The sequence below is a fragment of the Pantoea stewartii genome (assembly GCF_011044475.1).
Taxonomy (GTDB): domain Bacteria; phylum Pseudomonadota; class Gammaproteobacteria; order Enterobacterales; family Enterobacteriaceae; genus Pantoea; species Pantoea stewartii.
In genome coordinates this window covers 1,527,198-1,542,961 of sequence record NZ_CP049115.1, presented here as the reverse complement: position 1 = coordinate 1,542,961, position 15,764 = coordinate 1,527,198, and the positions used below count along the sequence as shown (strand labels likewise).

The following is a 15,764-nucleotide window of genomic DNA, read 5'->3' as shown; positions in this document are numbered from 1 at the left end:
AAGGCGAGCCAGTTGGCTCGCCTTGTCTGTTGCGTAACCCCGGAATCAGAATGCCAGCACCAGGCCTGCAATGGCTGCGGACAGCACGCTGACCAGCGTTGAGCCATACAGCAGTTTCAGGCCGAAGCGCGAAACGACGTTGCCTTGCTCTTCATTCAGGCCTTTAATCGCGCCCGCGACGATGCCGATAGACGAGAAGTTAGCAAAAGACACCAGGAAAACCGACAGAATACCTTCGGCATTTGGCGACAGCTGGCTGGCGATTTTCTGCAGATCCATCATCGCCACAAACTCATTGGAAACCAGTTTCGTTGCCATGATGCTGCCAACCTGCAGCGCTTCGCCTGATGGCACGCCCATCACCCAGGCAAAAGGATAGAAGACGTAACCCAGCACGCCCTGGAACGTGATACCGAAAATGAAGTCAAACAGCGCATTCAGGCCAGAAATGAGGGCGATAAAACCAATCAGCATTGCTGCGACGATGATGGCTACACGGAAACCAGCCAGGATATATTCGCCCAGCATTTCAAAGAAGCTCTGACCCTGGTGCAGATCCTGCAACTGCAGGTCTTCTTCGTTATCGACGCGGTAAGGGTTGATCAGCGACAGTACAATAAAGGTACTGAACATGTTCAGCACCAGCGCAGCAACCACATACTTAGGCTGCAGCATGGTCATGTAGGCACCCACAATCGACATGGACACGGTGGACATCGCGGTCGCCGCCATCGTGTACATACGACGCTGTGACATTTTGCCCAGAATGTCTTTATACGCGATAAAGTTCTCAGACTGTCCCAAAATCAGAGAGCTTACGGCGTTAAACGATTCCAGTTTACCCATGCCGTTGATCTTAGACAGCACGGTACCGATGCCGCGAATCACCCACGGCAGGATACGGAAGTGCTGAAGAATCCCGATCAGCGCCGAAATGAACACAATCGGACACAGGACGTTCAGGAAGAAGAAGGCCAGACCTTTATCGTTCATGTTGCCAAAGACAAAGTTAGTGCCCTGAGCCGCATATTTCAGAAGATGGTCGAAGAAACCGGCGAAGCCTTTGACGAATCCCAGACCGGCTTCTGAGTTCAGGAAGAACCAGGCCAGAATGATTTCGATAACCAGAAGCTGAATAATGTAGCGAACCCGAATACTTTTTCTGTCGTGGCTGACCAGCAAGGCCAGCACACTGACTACCACTAGTGCTAAAAGAAACTGCAAAATATGGGACATGTTTGCTCCAAATTTGAGGAGGATTGTATTTTGCTGCGTATTCTATGTAACGGCTTACCGAAAAACGAGATCTCATCCACAATATAAGTATTCACTATCGCCAAATTTCTCAGAAAACTCTCAGCGATCACGTCCTGTAACCAAAATATTCACATGGATTTCACTTAAATCTATTGTCTATAATTTGCACAACACGTAGAGTGACTAAAATACGTTGTATAAGAAGGGCTTTCTTAGCCCTGATTTATAGCAATGGCTATACTTTATAGCATTATCTATCATAGCGATTAGCGAAACCGAATTTCACTCGTACCTGTGTCGCCTTAAGCTACACAGGTTAACTCAGACAGGGTACCCGATATGCTAGAAAGCCGTGCCGCAGAACGCGCAGCGCGTGGCGCCAGAAAAATCAAACTCGCTTTACTGGGGCCTGCCTTTATCGCCGCGATCGGCTATATCGATCCGGGCAACTTCGCGACCAATATTCAGGCCGGTGCCGCGTATGGCTACCAGTTGCTGTGGGTGGTGGTGTGGGCCAACATTATGGCCATGCTTATCCAGCTGATGTCAGCAAAGCTCGGTATTGCCACGGGCAAGAATCTGGCGGAACACATTCGCGATCGGTTCCCGCGTCCGGCCGTGTGGTTTTACTGGGTGCAGGCAGAGATCATCGCGATGGCGACCGATCTGGCGGAGTTTATTGGCGCGGCTCTGGGATTCAAACTGCTGCTGGGCGTCTCACTGATGCAGGGCGCGGTCCTTACCGGTGTGGCCACCGTTCTGATTTTGATGCTGCAAAACCGCGGGCAAAAGCCGCTGGAGCTGGTGATCGGCGGATTACTCCTGTTTGTTGCGGCCGCTTATATTGTTGAACTGTTTTTCTCCCAGCCAAAAGTCAGCGAACTGGTGACAGGCATGGCGCTGCCTTCACTGCCGAATGCCGATGCGGTTTTCCTGGCGGCCGGTGTGCTGGGTGCAACCATTATGCCGCACGTCATCTACCTGCATTCTGCCTTAACGCAGGGAAAAAGCCGCGACAGCCAGGCGCAACGTTACTCTTCCACTAAGCTGGATGTGGCGATCGCGATGACCATCGCCGGTTTTGTTAATCTGGCGATGATGGCCACGGCCGCTGCGGCTTTTCACTTTAGCGGCCACAGCGGTATTGCGGAACTCGATCAGGCTTACACCACCTTGCAGCCCTTGCTCGGTCATGCTGCCGCGACGGTATTCGGCCTGAGCCTGGTCGCGGCGGGGTTATCCTCCACCGTGGTGGGTACGCTGGCGGGCCAGGTGGTAATGCAGGGCTTTATCAATTTCCATATCCCTCTCTGGGTCCGTCGTGCCGTCACCATGGTGCCGTCATTTATCGTGATCTGGGCGGGCTGGGATCCCACGCGTGTGCTGGTGATGAGCCAGGTCCTGCTGAGCTTTGGTATTGCACTGGCGCTGATCCCTTTGCTGGTCTTTACGGGGAACCGTGAGCTGATGGGCGAAGCCCTGGTAAACAGTCGTCTGATGCAGAACACCGGTCGAATCATTGTGGTGCTGGTGGTCAGCCTGAATATTTACCTGCTCGTCGGACAGGCCATGGGCATGTAGCCTTAGCCGGCAGCGATCGGGCACGGCTTTAAGCGCTGAATGCCACAGTTTATAATGTCACTCTCTTCCCGAGTCAGGAGTGACATCATGCGCACGCCAGATTACCCTTCAGACGACCATGTGAAATGGGCCGCCGTTGACGATTATTTTTCACAGTTGTTAGCGCCGCCCGATAACCACCTCAGCGCGGCCCTCCAGGCAAACAGTCTGGCCGGGCTGCCAGCTCATGATGTTTCGGCGATGCAAGGTAAAATGCTGGCGCTGTTAATCAGCATTCAGAATGCCTCACGTGTGCTCGAAATCGGCACACTCGGCGGCTACAGCACGATCTGGATGGCGCAGGCGCTGGGCGAGGGGGGAACCATCACCACGATAGAAGCCGATCCCCGCCATGCGGATGTTGCCCGCGAAAATATTCATCAGGCTGGCCTGTCCGAACGGGTTAGGCTGCATGCGGGGGCGGCGCTGGATGTCCTGCCGCATCTGCAGGCTCCCTTTGATCTCATTTTTATTGATGCGGACAAAAAAAATAATCCCGGCTATCTTCGCTGGGCCATTCAGCTCTCCCGGCCCGGCAGTCTCATTATCGTCGATAACATTGTTCGCGGCGGTGCCGTGATTGATGCCGGTTCTACCGACGGCAACGTGCAGGGCGTACGTGAGTGTCTGCGGCTGCTGGCCAGCGATCCCCGACTGGAGGCGACTGCGATTCAGACCGTGGGCGAAAAAGGCTGGGATGGCTTTGCGCTCGCCCGGGTGAAAAGCCGCGAGGAGTAACCGCAGGTTGTCTGCCGGCACGCAGGCCGGCAGAGGACGGTTAGCGGTAGTGATGCGGCGGCTCAGGGTGCGCATGACGCCAGTGGCGTCGTTCATGTTTCCACTGGCGTTGCCGTTCACGCGCGTGCCAGCGACGTTCCCGTTCCGCTTCCTGATGACGTCGCCAGGCATCATGCCGCCACCAGCGTCTTTCCTTATAAGCGTAGCGATCGTTAAACCAGCGCGGTTCACGCCAGCGGTCGCCATCCCAGTAATAACCCCGGCGGTCCCGGTCGCCCAGATGCAGCGTGACGCCTGGAGCCAGGCGTATCTCATTTCCCGAGGCTTGTGCTGTGTGCATCGCCAGCGGCGTTAACACTGCTATGAAAGCAGCAAAGCATACTCCACGTATCATTATCTTCTCCTGCAGCAGCTTATGATTACTGCTGTCACGTCATTCTGACGGTATTGCACAAAGAAGCCTGCACATGTTGTCTGAAAATACGCGAAAAACAGGGCTTTGAGAGTTTTCTGGCACAGCCGCCCGCGTACGCGGGCAACCCGTATCAGGCCAGTATCGCCTCAATGGCGGCGAGTTCGTCTGTCGAGAGCGGTGACTGGGTCAGCATCTGCACCGCGTCGTCAATTTGTGCCGTTTTACTGGCCCCGATCAGCACGGAGGTAATGCGCGGATCGCGCAGCACCCACGTTAACGCCATTTGCGCCAGTTTCTGCCCACGCTGTTCTGCCAGATCGTTCAGCTTACGCACCCTGGCCATTTTCTCTTCCGTCAGCTGATTTTCATTCAGGAACTTACTGCCGCTGGCGACGCGGGAATCGGAGGGAATACCCTGCAGATAGCGATCGGTCAGCACACCACCCGCGAGGGGCGAAAATGCGATACAGCCTGTGCCATGCTCATCCAGCGTCTGCAATAAGCCCTGTTCCGGTGTGCGTTCAAACAGGGAGTAGCGGGGCTGATGAATCAGGCAGGGTGTCCCCAGATCGCGCAGAATCGTCATCGCTTCAGCAGCCCGCTCTGCCGGATAGTTGGAAATGGCGGCATACAGCGCCTTGCCCTGACGGACAACGTGATCCAGCGCCCGCATGGTTTCTTCCAGCGGCGTTTCCGGATCGGGACGGTGATGGTAAAAGATGTCAACGTAATCCAGGCCCATTCGACGCAGGCTCTGGTCCAGACTCGCGACCAGATACTTGCGCGAACCCCAGTCGCCGTAAGGGCCTTCCCACATGGTATAACCGGCCTTGGTCGAAATAATCAGCTCGTCGCGATGCGCCTGAAAACCGTCGCGCATAATGCGACCAAAATTGCTTTCTGCGGAACCGGGCGGCGGACCGTAGTTATTCGCCAGGTCAAAATGGGTGATGCCGCAGTCAAACGCATGGCGCAGCAACTGCCGGCTGGTCGCTAATTGGGTGCTGTCACCAAAGTTATGCCACAGGCCCAGTGAAATCGCAGGAAGCTTCAGTCCACTGCGTCCACTTCGACGCCATTGCATATGCTGATACCTGTCGGGGCGAGGAAAAGCTGTCATAGAAGAGTCCTGAGTGAAAACGATTAAATGTGCCAAAACAATGGGAGTGTATACGGTTACACTCAGGATTAATCCGTGTCAGATCGCATATCTGCCGAATAATCCACGGTCGTAACGCTTGCTTGCCATGTAATCCATTGGCGAAATGACAGGCACTGTTCGCTAAATTAACGCCATGTCAGATACTTATCAAAACACTCCCCTAAAGGAATTCGCTATGTCCTCTTATACGGTTGGTGATTATCTGTTGGCGCGTTTGCAGGCGTGCGGTATTCGACATCTGTTCGGCGTACCGGGTGACTTTAACCTGCAGTTTCTGGATCGGGTGATTGCGCATCCGACAATAAGTTGGGTGGGATGTGCCAATGAGCTGAATGCCGCTTACGCTGCGGATGGCTATGGACGCTGTTCGGGTATGGCGGCGTTGCTCACCACCTTTGGCGTAGGGGAGCTCAGCGCAATCAACGGTCTGGCAGGCAGCTTCGCAGAGTACGTGCCCGTGATTCATATCGTGGGCGCGCCGTCGAGCCAGGCGATGCAGCAGGGAGACTGCGTGCACCACACCTTAGGGGATGGCGATTTTGGCCATTTCATCCGCATGGCAAAAGAGGTTAACGTCGCCACCGCGCAACTGACCGCTGAGAATGCCACCGCCGAAATTGACCGGGTTTTGAGCAGCGTTATCCAGCAACATCGTCCGGGCTATCTGCTGTTGCCTGTCGATGTTGCCCAGGCCGAAACCGCTGCGCCCGTTCATCCCCTGGTATCGTCGGCTTCGTCACCTGAATCCCTGCGCAGCGCGTTTCGCCAGGCCGCCGAGCGGTTACTGGCACCGGCGCAACGCGTCTCACTCCTGGCCGATTTCCTGGCGCAGCGCTGGCAACAGCAACCGGCGCTGGCTGCGTTACGTGCCGGGCGTGCTTTTCCGTGCGCCACACTGCTGATGGGCAAAGGCGTGCTGGATGAGCAGCAGCCGGGGTTTGTGGGCACTTACGCAGGTGAGGGCAGTGAAGGCCGGGTACGCCAGCAAATTGAAGAGGCAGACGTCACGCTCTGCGTCGGCGTGCGCTTTACGGATACGATTACCGCTGGATTCACTCAGCAATTTCGCCCCGATCGGCTGATCGACGTGCAGCCACACAGCGCCAGCGTCGCGGGACAGACGTTTGCCCCGTTGTCGATGGCCGATGCGTTGCAGGCATTACTGCCGTTGTTCGAACGCTATGGCGCAGGCTGGCAGTCCGCCGGGCCAGTGAAACCGGCGGCGCCTGTCCCTGACGCGGCCATCATCAGCCAGTCTGCCTTTTGGCAGGCCATGCAGTCTTTTATTCAGCCCGGCGATATTATTCTGGCGGATCAAGGCACCGCGGCGTTTGGCGCGGCGGCGCTGCGCCTGCCTGCCGGGGCGCAGCTGCTGGTACAGCCGTTATGGGGATCCATCGGTTATACTCTGCCAGCCGCGTTTGGTGCCCAGACGGCACGCCCGTCACAGCGCGTCATCCTGATCATTGGCGATGGTTCGGCACAGTTGACCATTCAGGAACTCGGCTCAATGCTGCGGGATGATCAGCATCCAATCATTTTTCTGCTCAATAATGAAGGCTATACTGTGGAGCGGGCCATTCATGGCGCAGACCAGCGTTATAATGATATTGCCCAGTGGAACTGGACAGCGCTGCCGCAGGCATTCAGTTTACACTGTCAGGCACAAAGCTGGCGCATCAGTGAAACCGTGCAACTGACCGCACTGATGGCGCAACTGACACAACAACACAGACTGTCGTTTATTGAAGTCGTGATGCAAAAAGATGACCTGCCGCCCCTGTTACGTAAAGTCTCAGCCTGTCTGAGCCAGCGCAACGGCGGATGAGATTCGGAAAGTTGCCTCTGTGCAGGCCAGACTAACGCGGTTAGGCTGTTGCACACACGAGTCAGACGCTCACCTCAAGCTTCGGTGGGCGTTGTTGTTTTATCGGCAGGATTTTATAGTGTCCTCCAACTCTTTAAGACCCCCAAGCGGAGCACCAGAAGAATGACAACTTATGCCTTGGTCGGCGATGTCGGCGGCACCAATGCCCGCCTCGCTTTGTGTGAGGTGGAAAGCGGCAGCATCTCCCAGACCAAAACATTCGCAACATCAGACTACGACAGCCTCGAAGCCGTCATCCGCCATTATCTTGATGAACAAAAGCAGGATATTAAAGACGGCTGTATCGCCATTGCCTGCCCGATTACCGATGACTGGGTTGAAATGACCAACCACGACTGGGCCTTCTCGACTAAAAAGTTGAAGGCGAATATCGGTTTTGAACACCTGGAAATTATTAACGATTTCACCGCTGTCTCCATGGCGATTCCTATGCTCGGCGAAGAGCATGTCATCCAGTTTGGCGGTAAATCGGCGGTGAAGGATAAACCGATCGCGATTTACGGTGCGGGAACCGGCCTCGGCGTCAGCCATCTGGTACACGTCGACCAGCGCTGGGTCAGTTTACCCGGTGAAGGGGGACATGTTGATTTTGCCGCTAACAGCGAAGAAGAAGATCAAATTCTGGAAGTCTTAAGGGAAGAATTAGGTCATGTTTCAGCAGAACGTGTGTTGTCAGGCGCTGGTCTGGTCAATCTCTACCGTGCGATTGTAAAAGTCGATAACCGTGAGCCGGAGAATCTGAAGCCACGCGAAGTCAGTGAGCGCGCCCTGGCGGACAGCTGCACCGACTGCCGTCGTGCCTTATCGCTGTTCTGCGTCATCATGGGCCGTTTTGGCGGTAATCTGGCGCTGAACCTCGGGACCTTCGGTGGCGTTTACATCGCGGGCGGGATCGTGCCGCGTTTCCTGGAGTTCTTCAAAGCCTCGGGTTTTCGTGCCGCTTTTGAAGACAAAGGGCGCTTCCGTGACTATGTTGCCGATATCCCGGTTTATATGATCACGCATGACCAACCCGGGCTGTTGGGTGCCGGTGCGCACCTGCGCCAGACGCTGGGTCGTATTCTCTAGTTTGCAGGCTCTGTCCTGCCCGACGCAAGGGCAGAGCCGCCTTTCCCTCTCACAACCGCATCAGTAGCCGAAACGCTTTTACTTTGCTGCGGCTGACCGGTACCTGTACTTCCATATCCCGCAACTTCAGCAGATAGGTATTGTTAAACCAGGGTTCGATTTCCCGGATTTTGTTGAGGTTGACGCAGTAGGACCGGTGGCAGCGAAAGAACAGATGTTCGGGCAGGCGTGAGCAGAATTCCGTCATTGTCATCGACATCACATAGGCTTCACGGCGGGTATAGACGAAGGTTAACTTCTCGTGCGCCTCAACGTAGTAAATGTCATTCACGTCGGTCACGATAATACGTTCATCTTTGGTCAGATTCACGGTCAGTACGCTCTGCGCCATTGGCGTCTGAGCGGGCGCGTGCTGTTGCTGCCAGGTGGTTTCCAGCTTGTTCAGCATCGTGACGATACGGGATTCATGATACGGTTTCAGAATATAGTCAAACGCTTCCAGTTCAAAGGCTTCCACGGCATGCTCTTTCCAGGCCGTGATAAACACAATCAGGGGCTTATGAACAAACTGATGAATACTCTTTGCCAGTAACATGCCATCCAGAGAGGGAATATTGATGTCGAGAAAGATCACATCAACCCGATGCTGCTGCAGATATTTGAGGACATCCAGACCGTCATCAAAGCAGGCCGCTATCTCAATCTTACTGTGTTGCTGAATCATCCAGCTCAGCTCTTGCTGGGCCAGAAATTCGTCCTCGACGATGATGGCTTTCATGCAAGGTTCCCCACCAGTAACTGCCCGGTTTTGCTCAGGGTAAACGCGATTTCGGTGCCGGGCTGATGACGCGCAATGTGCAGCCCTTCGCCCGAGAGTAACTTCACCCGGTGATGGACATTTAACAGGCCAATTTTATTGCCGGGCATTTCGTTGCGAGCCACACGATCAATCACCTCGTCACTGATCCCTTTACCGGTATCACGCACGGCGATGCGCACGCGGTCGCCCAGGTCTCGCACACTTAACGTCACCACACCTTTACCTTTACAGGGCTGAATGCCATGAACAATAGCATTCTCCACCAACGGCTGAATCAGCAGGCTGGGCAGGGAAAAATGCAAATCCTCGTCAATGTCATAAATCATGGTTAACTTATCGCCAAAGCGCGCCTGCTCAATCGCTATATAATCTTTTACCTGCCAGAGTTCTTTCTTGATATCGATAAGCTCATCGTCATTCAGTTTGAGGTTGTAGCGCAGATAGCGCGACAAGTTGATGACCAACTGGCGCGCCGTATCGGGATTGAGCCGGATAGATGACGAAATGGCATTCAGCGCATTGAACAGGAAATGCGGATTAATTTTGCTCTGCAGGGCACGCAGTTCCGCTTTATTGGCCATTTCGCGCAGTTGCTCCGTACGCGAGACTTCCAGTTGCGTCGAAATAATCTGGGACAGGCCTACCGCCATCTCTTTCAGCGAGCCGGTGATGCGGTGCGCACGACGGTAATAAATCTTCAGCGTGCCGGTCACCTTGCCTTTTTCCCACAAGGGGATGACGATCATGGAGTGAATATCTTTCGTCCGGTGGGCTTCGTCATTGTTTTTGATGATGATCTTCCCACTGTGCATCGCCTGCGCCGTCGTCGGGCTGATCCCGTCGTCACCATGCTGGTAATTGTGTTCACCGTAGCCAACATAGGCCAAAATCTTCTGCTTGTTGGTCATCGCGACGGCATCGGCCTTAATTTCCCGTCGAATGATGTCACAGACACGGCGCAGGGAATCGCTGTTGACCTGACGGAACAGCGGCAGGGTCTGGTTAGCGATATCCAGCGCCAGTTTTGCCTGACGTGCCGCAATAGCCTCTTTTTCACCTTCCACGCTCTGCACCAGCAACACGATTAAGCCAATGCTGGCGGCGCCCAGAATCATCGGCAGGGCAATTTCAGAAACAATGGTCAGTCCGAGCGCGGTGGGCGTGGCCCACAACACGATAAGCAGCATGGTCAGACTTTCGCAAAACATGCCGCCCAGAATCCCTACCAGCCAGCGCCGTTCGCGCTGCACCCGGCGATGAATGGCACCGGCGACAATGCCGGCGATGATGCTGGTCATCAGGCAGGGCACTGACGTCACACCATGAATATCTATCAGGAAGCGGTGCAGACCGGCAATCACACCGGTGGTAATACCAACCCAGGGACCAAACAAAATACCGCCAGCCATCACGGCGATCACCCGTACGTTGAGCAATGAACCGTCGACATTGACCCCTGACCAGGTACTGAAAAGTGCAAACAGTGAAAAAATGGCAATCACGGCCGCTTTTTCCAGCGCCGTATGCTCATCTTTCTGCAGGATCTGACGAAAAGGTGGGGTTCGCGTCAGAAAAAACAGGCAAATCAGCATCAGCGCCGCACGGTCAAAGACGGCCAGAAGCATAGTAAAGTGTGAAGTCACAGGCGACTCTTCAGCGAGGTCAAAGAAGGTTATGATAAAAAATGTGATGATGTTGTGCCAGCGTGCCTGACAGCCAGCCGGGCAGTTCATGTTTTAGATCAATTTATTCAAAAGCTGAAAAAGAGGAAATGTTGAGCTCATTTAAGAGGAACGTTTTTCCGCTGCCAGTGCGGCCCGGTCCACTGTGGTCAGGCCCGGTGACTTTATTACGTGTTATCGCCCGGAGTGATGTATGCATCTGACTACCTCGCGTTTGACGTTAACCTCTTTGCAGCCTGAAGACTGGCAGCTGTTTCGTGCGGTACATGAAGATCGCGATACTATGCGCTGGGTAAGTGACATTCCCGATGAAGATGATATCCGTGAGCGGTTTCGTCAGCGTCTGGCACCCTGGCAACCCGGCAGTTTTCACATGTTATGCCTCGTCATCAGGCGGCGCGACAGCGGGGAAGCCATCGGGTTATTGGGTTGTACGCCTGAATGGCAGCCCGCCCGTCAGGCGGAGGTGGGATATATGCTGCTGCATCGCCACTGTGGTCAGGGGTTTGGCAGTGAAGCGCTGGAGGCGCTGTGTGCGTGTTTGTTCGACGCCGATTTTCTCAAACTCCGGGCGCTGGTGGTGGAAGGAAACTGGGCTTCCCGGCGAATTCTGGAAAAAAACGGCTTTCTGCTGAAACGGACGCTGCAAAATAATTATCTGCTGAATGACCGCTGGGTGAATGACTGGCTGCTCGAGCGGCTCAATCCGGGAAAATAAAAAATTTCCTGCTTCTCTCGACAAAGTTGTTATTAGCGCGTTATGTTCTTGTTGAGGTCACCGCAGTGACCAGCGTCGCTCGGACGGTCCGGGCGCTAACGTTTCCAGAGGATACCATGGCTGATAACAGCACCACTCGTCGTTTCTCGCGTATTGAACGCCTGCCCCCTTACGTCTTTAACATTACCGCTGAACTGAAGATGGCTGCGCGTCGGCGCGGCGAAGATATCATCGACCTTTCAATGGGTAATCCCGATGGCGCGACGCCGCCGCACATTGTCGAAAAACTGTGCCAGGTGGCTCAACGTGAAGATACGCACGGCTATTCCACATCGCGCGGTATTCCTCGCCTGCGGCGTGCTATTTCACGCTGGTATCAGGAGCGTTATCAGGTAGATATTGATCCCGAATCGGAAGCGATAGTCACCATTGGTTCCAAAGAAGGTCTGGCTCACCTGATGCTGGCCACGCTTGACCATGGCGACACGGTGCTGGTGCCGAATCCCAGCTATCCCATTCATATCTATGGGGCCGTTATCGCAGGCGCTCAGGTGCGCTCCGTCCCGCTGGTGGAGGGCATTGATTTCTTCAATGAGCTGGAGCGTGCTATTCGCGAGAGCTATCCTAAACCTAAAATGATGGTGCTGGGTTTCCCGTCGAATCCCACTTCTCAGTGCGTAGAGCTGGACTTTTTTGAGCGCGTCATCGCGCTGGCCAAACAGTACAACGTGCTGGTCATTCACGATTTGGCCTATGCCGATATCGTCTATGATGGCTGGAAAGCGCCGTCCATTATGCAGGTGCCTGGCGCACGGGATGTGGCCGTCGAATTTTTCACCCTGTCAAAAAGCTATAACATGGCCGGCTGGCGCATAGGTTTTATGGTGGGCAACAAAGAGCTGGTCGCCGCCTTAGCCCGAATCAAGAGCTATCACGATTACGGCACCTTTACGCCCTTACAGGTCGCGGCGATTGCGGCCCTGGAAGGGGATCAGCAGTGCGTGCGCGATATTGCCGAACAGTATAAACGTCGCCGCGACGTGCTGGTGAAAGGGCTGCATGAAGCGGGCTGGATGGTGGATATTCCCAAAGCATCGATGTACGTCTGGGCAAAGATTCCGGATCATTATGCGCATCTGGGCTCGCTGGAATTTGCCAAGCACATGCTGCAGGAAGCGAAAGTATGCGTTTCACCCGGCGTGGGCTTCGGTGATTATGGCGATACGCACGTCCGTTTTGCACTGATTGAAAACAGCGATCGTATCCGACAGGCGGTAAGAGGCATTAAGGCGATGTTTCGCGCCGACGGCATTTTGCCGGGCAGCGTGAAAAGTATGGAAGAACAGATTTAACATCCCATTGGGGCGACCACCTGTCGCCCCTGTGGAATGCCTGCAGAGACTACAGCATCAGCACAAAGGTGCCGACCCAAAGTAGTACAAAGAAAGAAATTCCCATCAGCGCATATTTCACAAGCGAACTCCTCTGAGCGGTTACGATATTGGCGATCCCATCCAGCGCAACGCGGACAGAAAGGATAAGGTCGCCGTTCAGATTTACGGTCAACGATCTCCCGTACGAACTGAATAACTCAGAACAGGATCGGGGCTAATCTACGCGTATTCAGACCGAAAATAAATAGTTTGGTTCTGAGAGTTTGTTCACATTTTTATCGAACGTCAATGTCCGGCACTGCCGACATGCCCACGCGGAGTTGCGCCAGGTTTTTCTGGTTCTGGTCCAGGACAATTTTAACCGGTAATCGCTGAACCACTTTCGTGTAGTTGCCGGTCGCATTATCGGGAGCAATCGCCGCAAATGTCGCGCCTGTCGCGGGGGCAATACTGTCGACGTGACCGGTAAAAATCTGGTCAGGCAAAGCATCTACCCTGATGCGGACGGGTTGACCCGGACGCACATCCTGCAACTGCGTTTCCAGATAATTCGCGGTGATATAGGTTTGTTGTAACGGCACCACCGCCAGCAAACGGGTACCGGCGGAAACATAGGCGCCCAGGCGCACTGCGCGCTGTCCCACCATGCCGGCCACCGGGGCCACAATGCGGGTGTAAGACAGATTAAGACGTGCCTGGTCGACGCTGGCTCGGGCGGCAGCAACATCCGCTTCGGCGGATCGGACGGCTGCCTGCAGCACGCCAACCTGCTTAATCGCAGAAGCGAGCGCGGCTTCACTCTGACGCACCGCGGCGCTGGCAGAGCGCTGCGCCGAGCTGGCTTTTTGCTGCTCGTCAGCGGCAACGGTGCCGCGCTGATAGAGACGGTTATAGCGTTCGGCACTCTGTCCGGCATACTGCGCCGAAGCCTGACTGGCGGAAACGCTGGCCTTCTGTTCATCAATGACCGACTGCTGCTGCTCCAGCTGTGCTTTGCTGCTCAACAGTTTGGCTTCACTGACCTGCAATGCGGCCTCCGCGCTTTCCAGTGCCACTTTGTAATCGCGATCGTCCAGCGTCGCCAGGAGTTCACCGGCGGCAACCTGCTGGTTATCTTTCACCCTGACGCTGGCGATGTACCCCGACACTTTGGGCGCAACAAGGGTGTAATCGGCATTGACCCAGGCATCATTGGTACGGTGATCGTTACGGGTCATCACGGACCAGACAATCAGCGCCATCGCCAGCAAAACCAGCAGCAGCAGGGAAAGCAGCACGGTTTTTCTCATTACTAAAGCACGCATATACAGTTATCTCGACGTGGAGGTTGCAGGTTGAATCAAGGTTTGGGGCGGCCAGACGCGTTTGGGCAGCCAGGCGGTGACGACCAGCAGCAGCAGCGCAAAACCGATCAGCAGCAGCCAGGTATCACTCAGGCCGAGCACCAGCGCCTGGTGCTTTATCTGGGTAGCAAAGCCGCGCAGATTCTCGACGGAACTCACGCTGCCATCGGGCAACAGCGGAAACTGACTGCTGGCCTGAGTGCTGTTGGGGGCGGTCATCAGCCACGGCCTGCTGCCCGCCTGGTTGACGAGGATACTGGAGTGAAACTGTTCACGATGGCTGACAAACCATGACACCAGGGTAGAGGCCGCAATGCTGGAAAACCCGCGTACCGTGTTGAACATCGCCGAGGCAAAAGGTCCTTCAGGCGGTGCTACCACGCTGGTCGCGCTCATCAGCACGGGCAGAATCACCATCGGCTGGCCTACGGCCTGCAACGCCTGAATCAGCCAGAAGTTATCCCGCGCCCAGTCCGTTGTGATCTGCATACCGAGCAGGCAGGAGGCAATCAGGAAGCACAAGCCCACTGCCAGCATCCAGCGACAGTCAATCCAGCGGATATTCAGCAGGGCGGCAAGCAACGGCGCCACAATGAGCTGGGGCAACCCAATGGTCAACGCCAGCGGCGCGAACTGGGCGATGCGAAAGCCATCGACCTGGGCAAAATAGCTGGAAGGCAGGGCAGAGCCGGACAGCGACACGATCAGGACGCCGGCCAGCACCAGCAGGCCGTGCAGCAGGTTAGGTCGCCGCAGCATCTGCAACTTAAACAGCGGCAGGGGATGGAACCACTCATTGATTAAAAAGACGATGAGTAACGGCACGGCGGCCAGCAGCATAGCGGCAATCAGCGGAGAATCCAGCCAGTCAAGCCGTTCGCCCTGGCTGAGTACCAGAATGATTAACGCCATCCCGCTACAGCCTGTGAGCATCCCGAACAGATCGATCTGCTGAAAACGTTCTGTGCGCAACGGATCCTGAGGCAATCCCCAGCCGGTTAATACGAGGGCTATCAGCATACCGGGCACAACCTGCCAGAAGACAAACATCCAGCTGACCTGATCGGTCCAGAAGGCGGCCAGCGACGCGGCCATATTCGGCCCGAAGGTGGCAGTAAGGGCATAGGCGCCTAATCCATAGAGCTTGAACGGCGGTGGCAGAAAACGCAGGGCGACGGTCATCAGCATCGGCGGCAGCGCGCCGCCAAAGAGCCCCTGGATCACGCGTAATACCATAAAGAGCACAGGATCGGTCATCAGCGGTAACAGTATTCCGGACAGCATAAAGCCGACCGAAACAAATAACGTAAAGCGGCGCAGGGAAAACGTCACCGCGAACCACGGCGCAATCATCATGGCGGCCACTTCGGCAGCCTGATAAGCCGAAACAATCCAGCTTCCGTCGTCGTAGCCCATACCGAGGGCAGCACGAATATCGGCCAGCGCAATATCACTGACGCGATCGTTGAGCCCGGAGGTCAGCGCCGCGATCCAGACGCCAAGCAGGCCCAGGGCGAGACGTAAGGTAAAGGGATGCAGCGGCGGCGCAGTGCCAGGCTGGGTCGTCATAGCAGGTGTCTCATTGTTTTTTTGGTTCGATGTATTGCGATGCGATACAGGCGAGGCGATATTACATGGCAATATGCTGTATTGCAATGT

The 15,764-nt window shown here is 55.2% G+C and carries 13 protein-coding genes and 1 pseudogene; 6 read left to right on the top strand and 8 right to left on the bottom strand.

The features are described 5' to 3' along the window. Positions 1-45: 45 nt before the first annotated feature. Positions 46-1,236, bottom strand: a complete 1,191-nt coding sequence (locus G5574_RS07250; RefSeq protein ID WP_006120376.1) for a NupC/NupG family nucleoside CNT transporter — start codon at positions 1,234-1,236, stop codon at positions 46-48. A 357-nt stretch (positions 1,237-1,593) separates the two neighbouring features. Here G5574_RS07250 and G5574_RS07245 point away from each other — a divergent pair. Together G5574_RS07245 and G5574_RS07240 are read left to right on the top strand one after the other, a co-directional pair. Then, positions 1,594-2,838: pseudogene (locus G5574_RS07245) on the top strand (Nramp family divalent metal transporter); the annotation flags it as partial. Between the two features lie 87 nt (positions 2,839-2,925). Beyond that, positions 2,926-3,615 (top strand): O-methyltransferase, encoded by a 690-nt coding sequence (locus G5574_RS07240; RefSeq protein ID WP_164482380.1) that lies wholly within the window; start codon positions 2,926-2,928, stop codon positions 3,613-3,615. Positions 3,616-3,655: 40 nt separating this feature from the next. Here G5574_RS07240 and G5574_RS07235 read toward each other — a convergent pair whose 3' ends face one another. Together G5574_RS07235 and mgrA are read right to left on the bottom strand one after the other, a co-directional pair. Continuing rightward, a complete protein-coding gene (locus tag G5574_RS07235; protein WP_164482379.1) occupies positions 3,656-4,009 on the bottom strand; it encodes a DUF2502 domain-containing protein in 354 nt (117 codons plus the stop codon). 151 nt (positions 4,010-4,160) lie between these two features. Beyond that, on the bottom strand, positions 4,161-5,150 hold the full coding sequence (mgrA, locus tag G5574_RS07230) for an L-glyceraldehyde 3-phosphate reductase (protein ID WP_164482378.1): 990 nt from the start codon (positions 5,148-5,150) through the stop codon (positions 4,161-4,163). Between the two features lie 217 nt (positions 5,151-5,367). On the opposite strand from mgrA, the gene G5574_RS07225 reads away from it, so the two are divergent. Then, entirely contained in the window at positions 5,368-7,020 is a 1,653-nt protein-coding gene (locus G5574_RS07225) for a thiamine pyrophosphate-binding protein (RefSeq protein WP_164482377.1), read from the top strand. A gap of 162 nt (positions 7,021-7,182) precedes the next feature. Next, positions 7,183-8,148 carry a glucokinase gene (gene glk / locus G5574_RS07220; protein ID WP_039339845.1) on the top strand — a complete coding sequence of 322 codons (966 nt, stop codon included), beginning with the start codon at positions 7,183-7,185 and terminating at the stop codon, positions 8,146-8,148. Between the two features lie 49 nt (positions 8,149-8,197). Here glk and G5574_RS07215 read toward each other — a convergent pair whose 3' ends face one another. Next, the gene (locus G5574_RS07215; RefSeq protein ID WP_110268159.1) at positions 8,198-8,926 is read right to left on the bottom strand and encodes a LytR/AlgR family response regulator transcription factor; all 729 of its coding nucleotides are present in this window, start codon (positions 8,924-8,926) and stop codon (positions 8,198-8,200) included. Then, positions 8,923-10,593 carry a sensor histidine kinase gene (locus G5574_RS07210; RefSeq protein WP_164483213.1) on the bottom strand — a complete coding sequence of 557 codons (1,671 nt, stop codon included), beginning with the start codon at positions 10,591-10,593 and terminating at the stop codon, positions 8,923-8,925. The genes G5574_RS07215 and G5574_RS07210 overlap by 4 nt, the downstream gene beginning before the upstream one ends. 250 nt (positions 10,594-10,843) lie before the next feature. Here G5574_RS07210 and G5574_RS07205 point away from each other — a divergent pair, with 250 nt between their 5' ends. Together G5574_RS07205 and alaC are read left to right on the top strand one after the other, a co-directional pair. Then, entirely contained in the window at positions 10,844-11,368 is a 525-nt protein-coding gene (locus G5574_RS07205) for a GNAT family N-acetyltransferase (protein WP_039339839.1), read from the top strand. A gap of 116 nt (positions 11,369-11,484) precedes the next feature. Next, positions 11,485-12,720 (top strand): alanine transaminase, encoded by a 1,236-nt coding sequence (gene alaC / locus G5574_RS07200; protein WP_006120363.1) that lies wholly within the window; start codon positions 11,485-11,487, stop codon positions 12,718-12,720. A 49-nt stretch (positions 12,721-12,769) separates the two neighbouring features. Here the strand turns inward: alaC and ypdK are convergent, their stop codons facing one another. The 3 genes from ypdK to G5574_RS07185 form a co-directional block, all read right to left on the bottom strand. Continuing rightward, entirely contained in the window at positions 12,770-12,841 is a 72-nt protein-coding gene (gene ypdK, locus G5574_RS07195; RefSeq protein ID WP_006120362.1) for a membrane protein YpdK, read from the bottom strand. A gap of 196 nt (positions 12,842-13,037) precedes the next feature. Next, positions 13,038-14,066 (bottom strand): HlyD family secretion protein, encoded by a 1,029-nt coding sequence (locus G5574_RS07190; RefSeq protein WP_006120361.1) that lies wholly within the window; start codon positions 14,064-14,066, stop codon positions 13,038-13,040. Between the two features lie 6 nt (positions 14,067-14,072). Further along, entirely contained in the window at positions 14,073-15,674 is a 1,602-nt protein-coding gene (locus tag G5574_RS07185; RefSeq protein ID WP_164482376.1) for an MFS transporter, read from the bottom strand. Between the last annotated feature and the right edge of the window lie 90 nt (positions 15,675-15,764).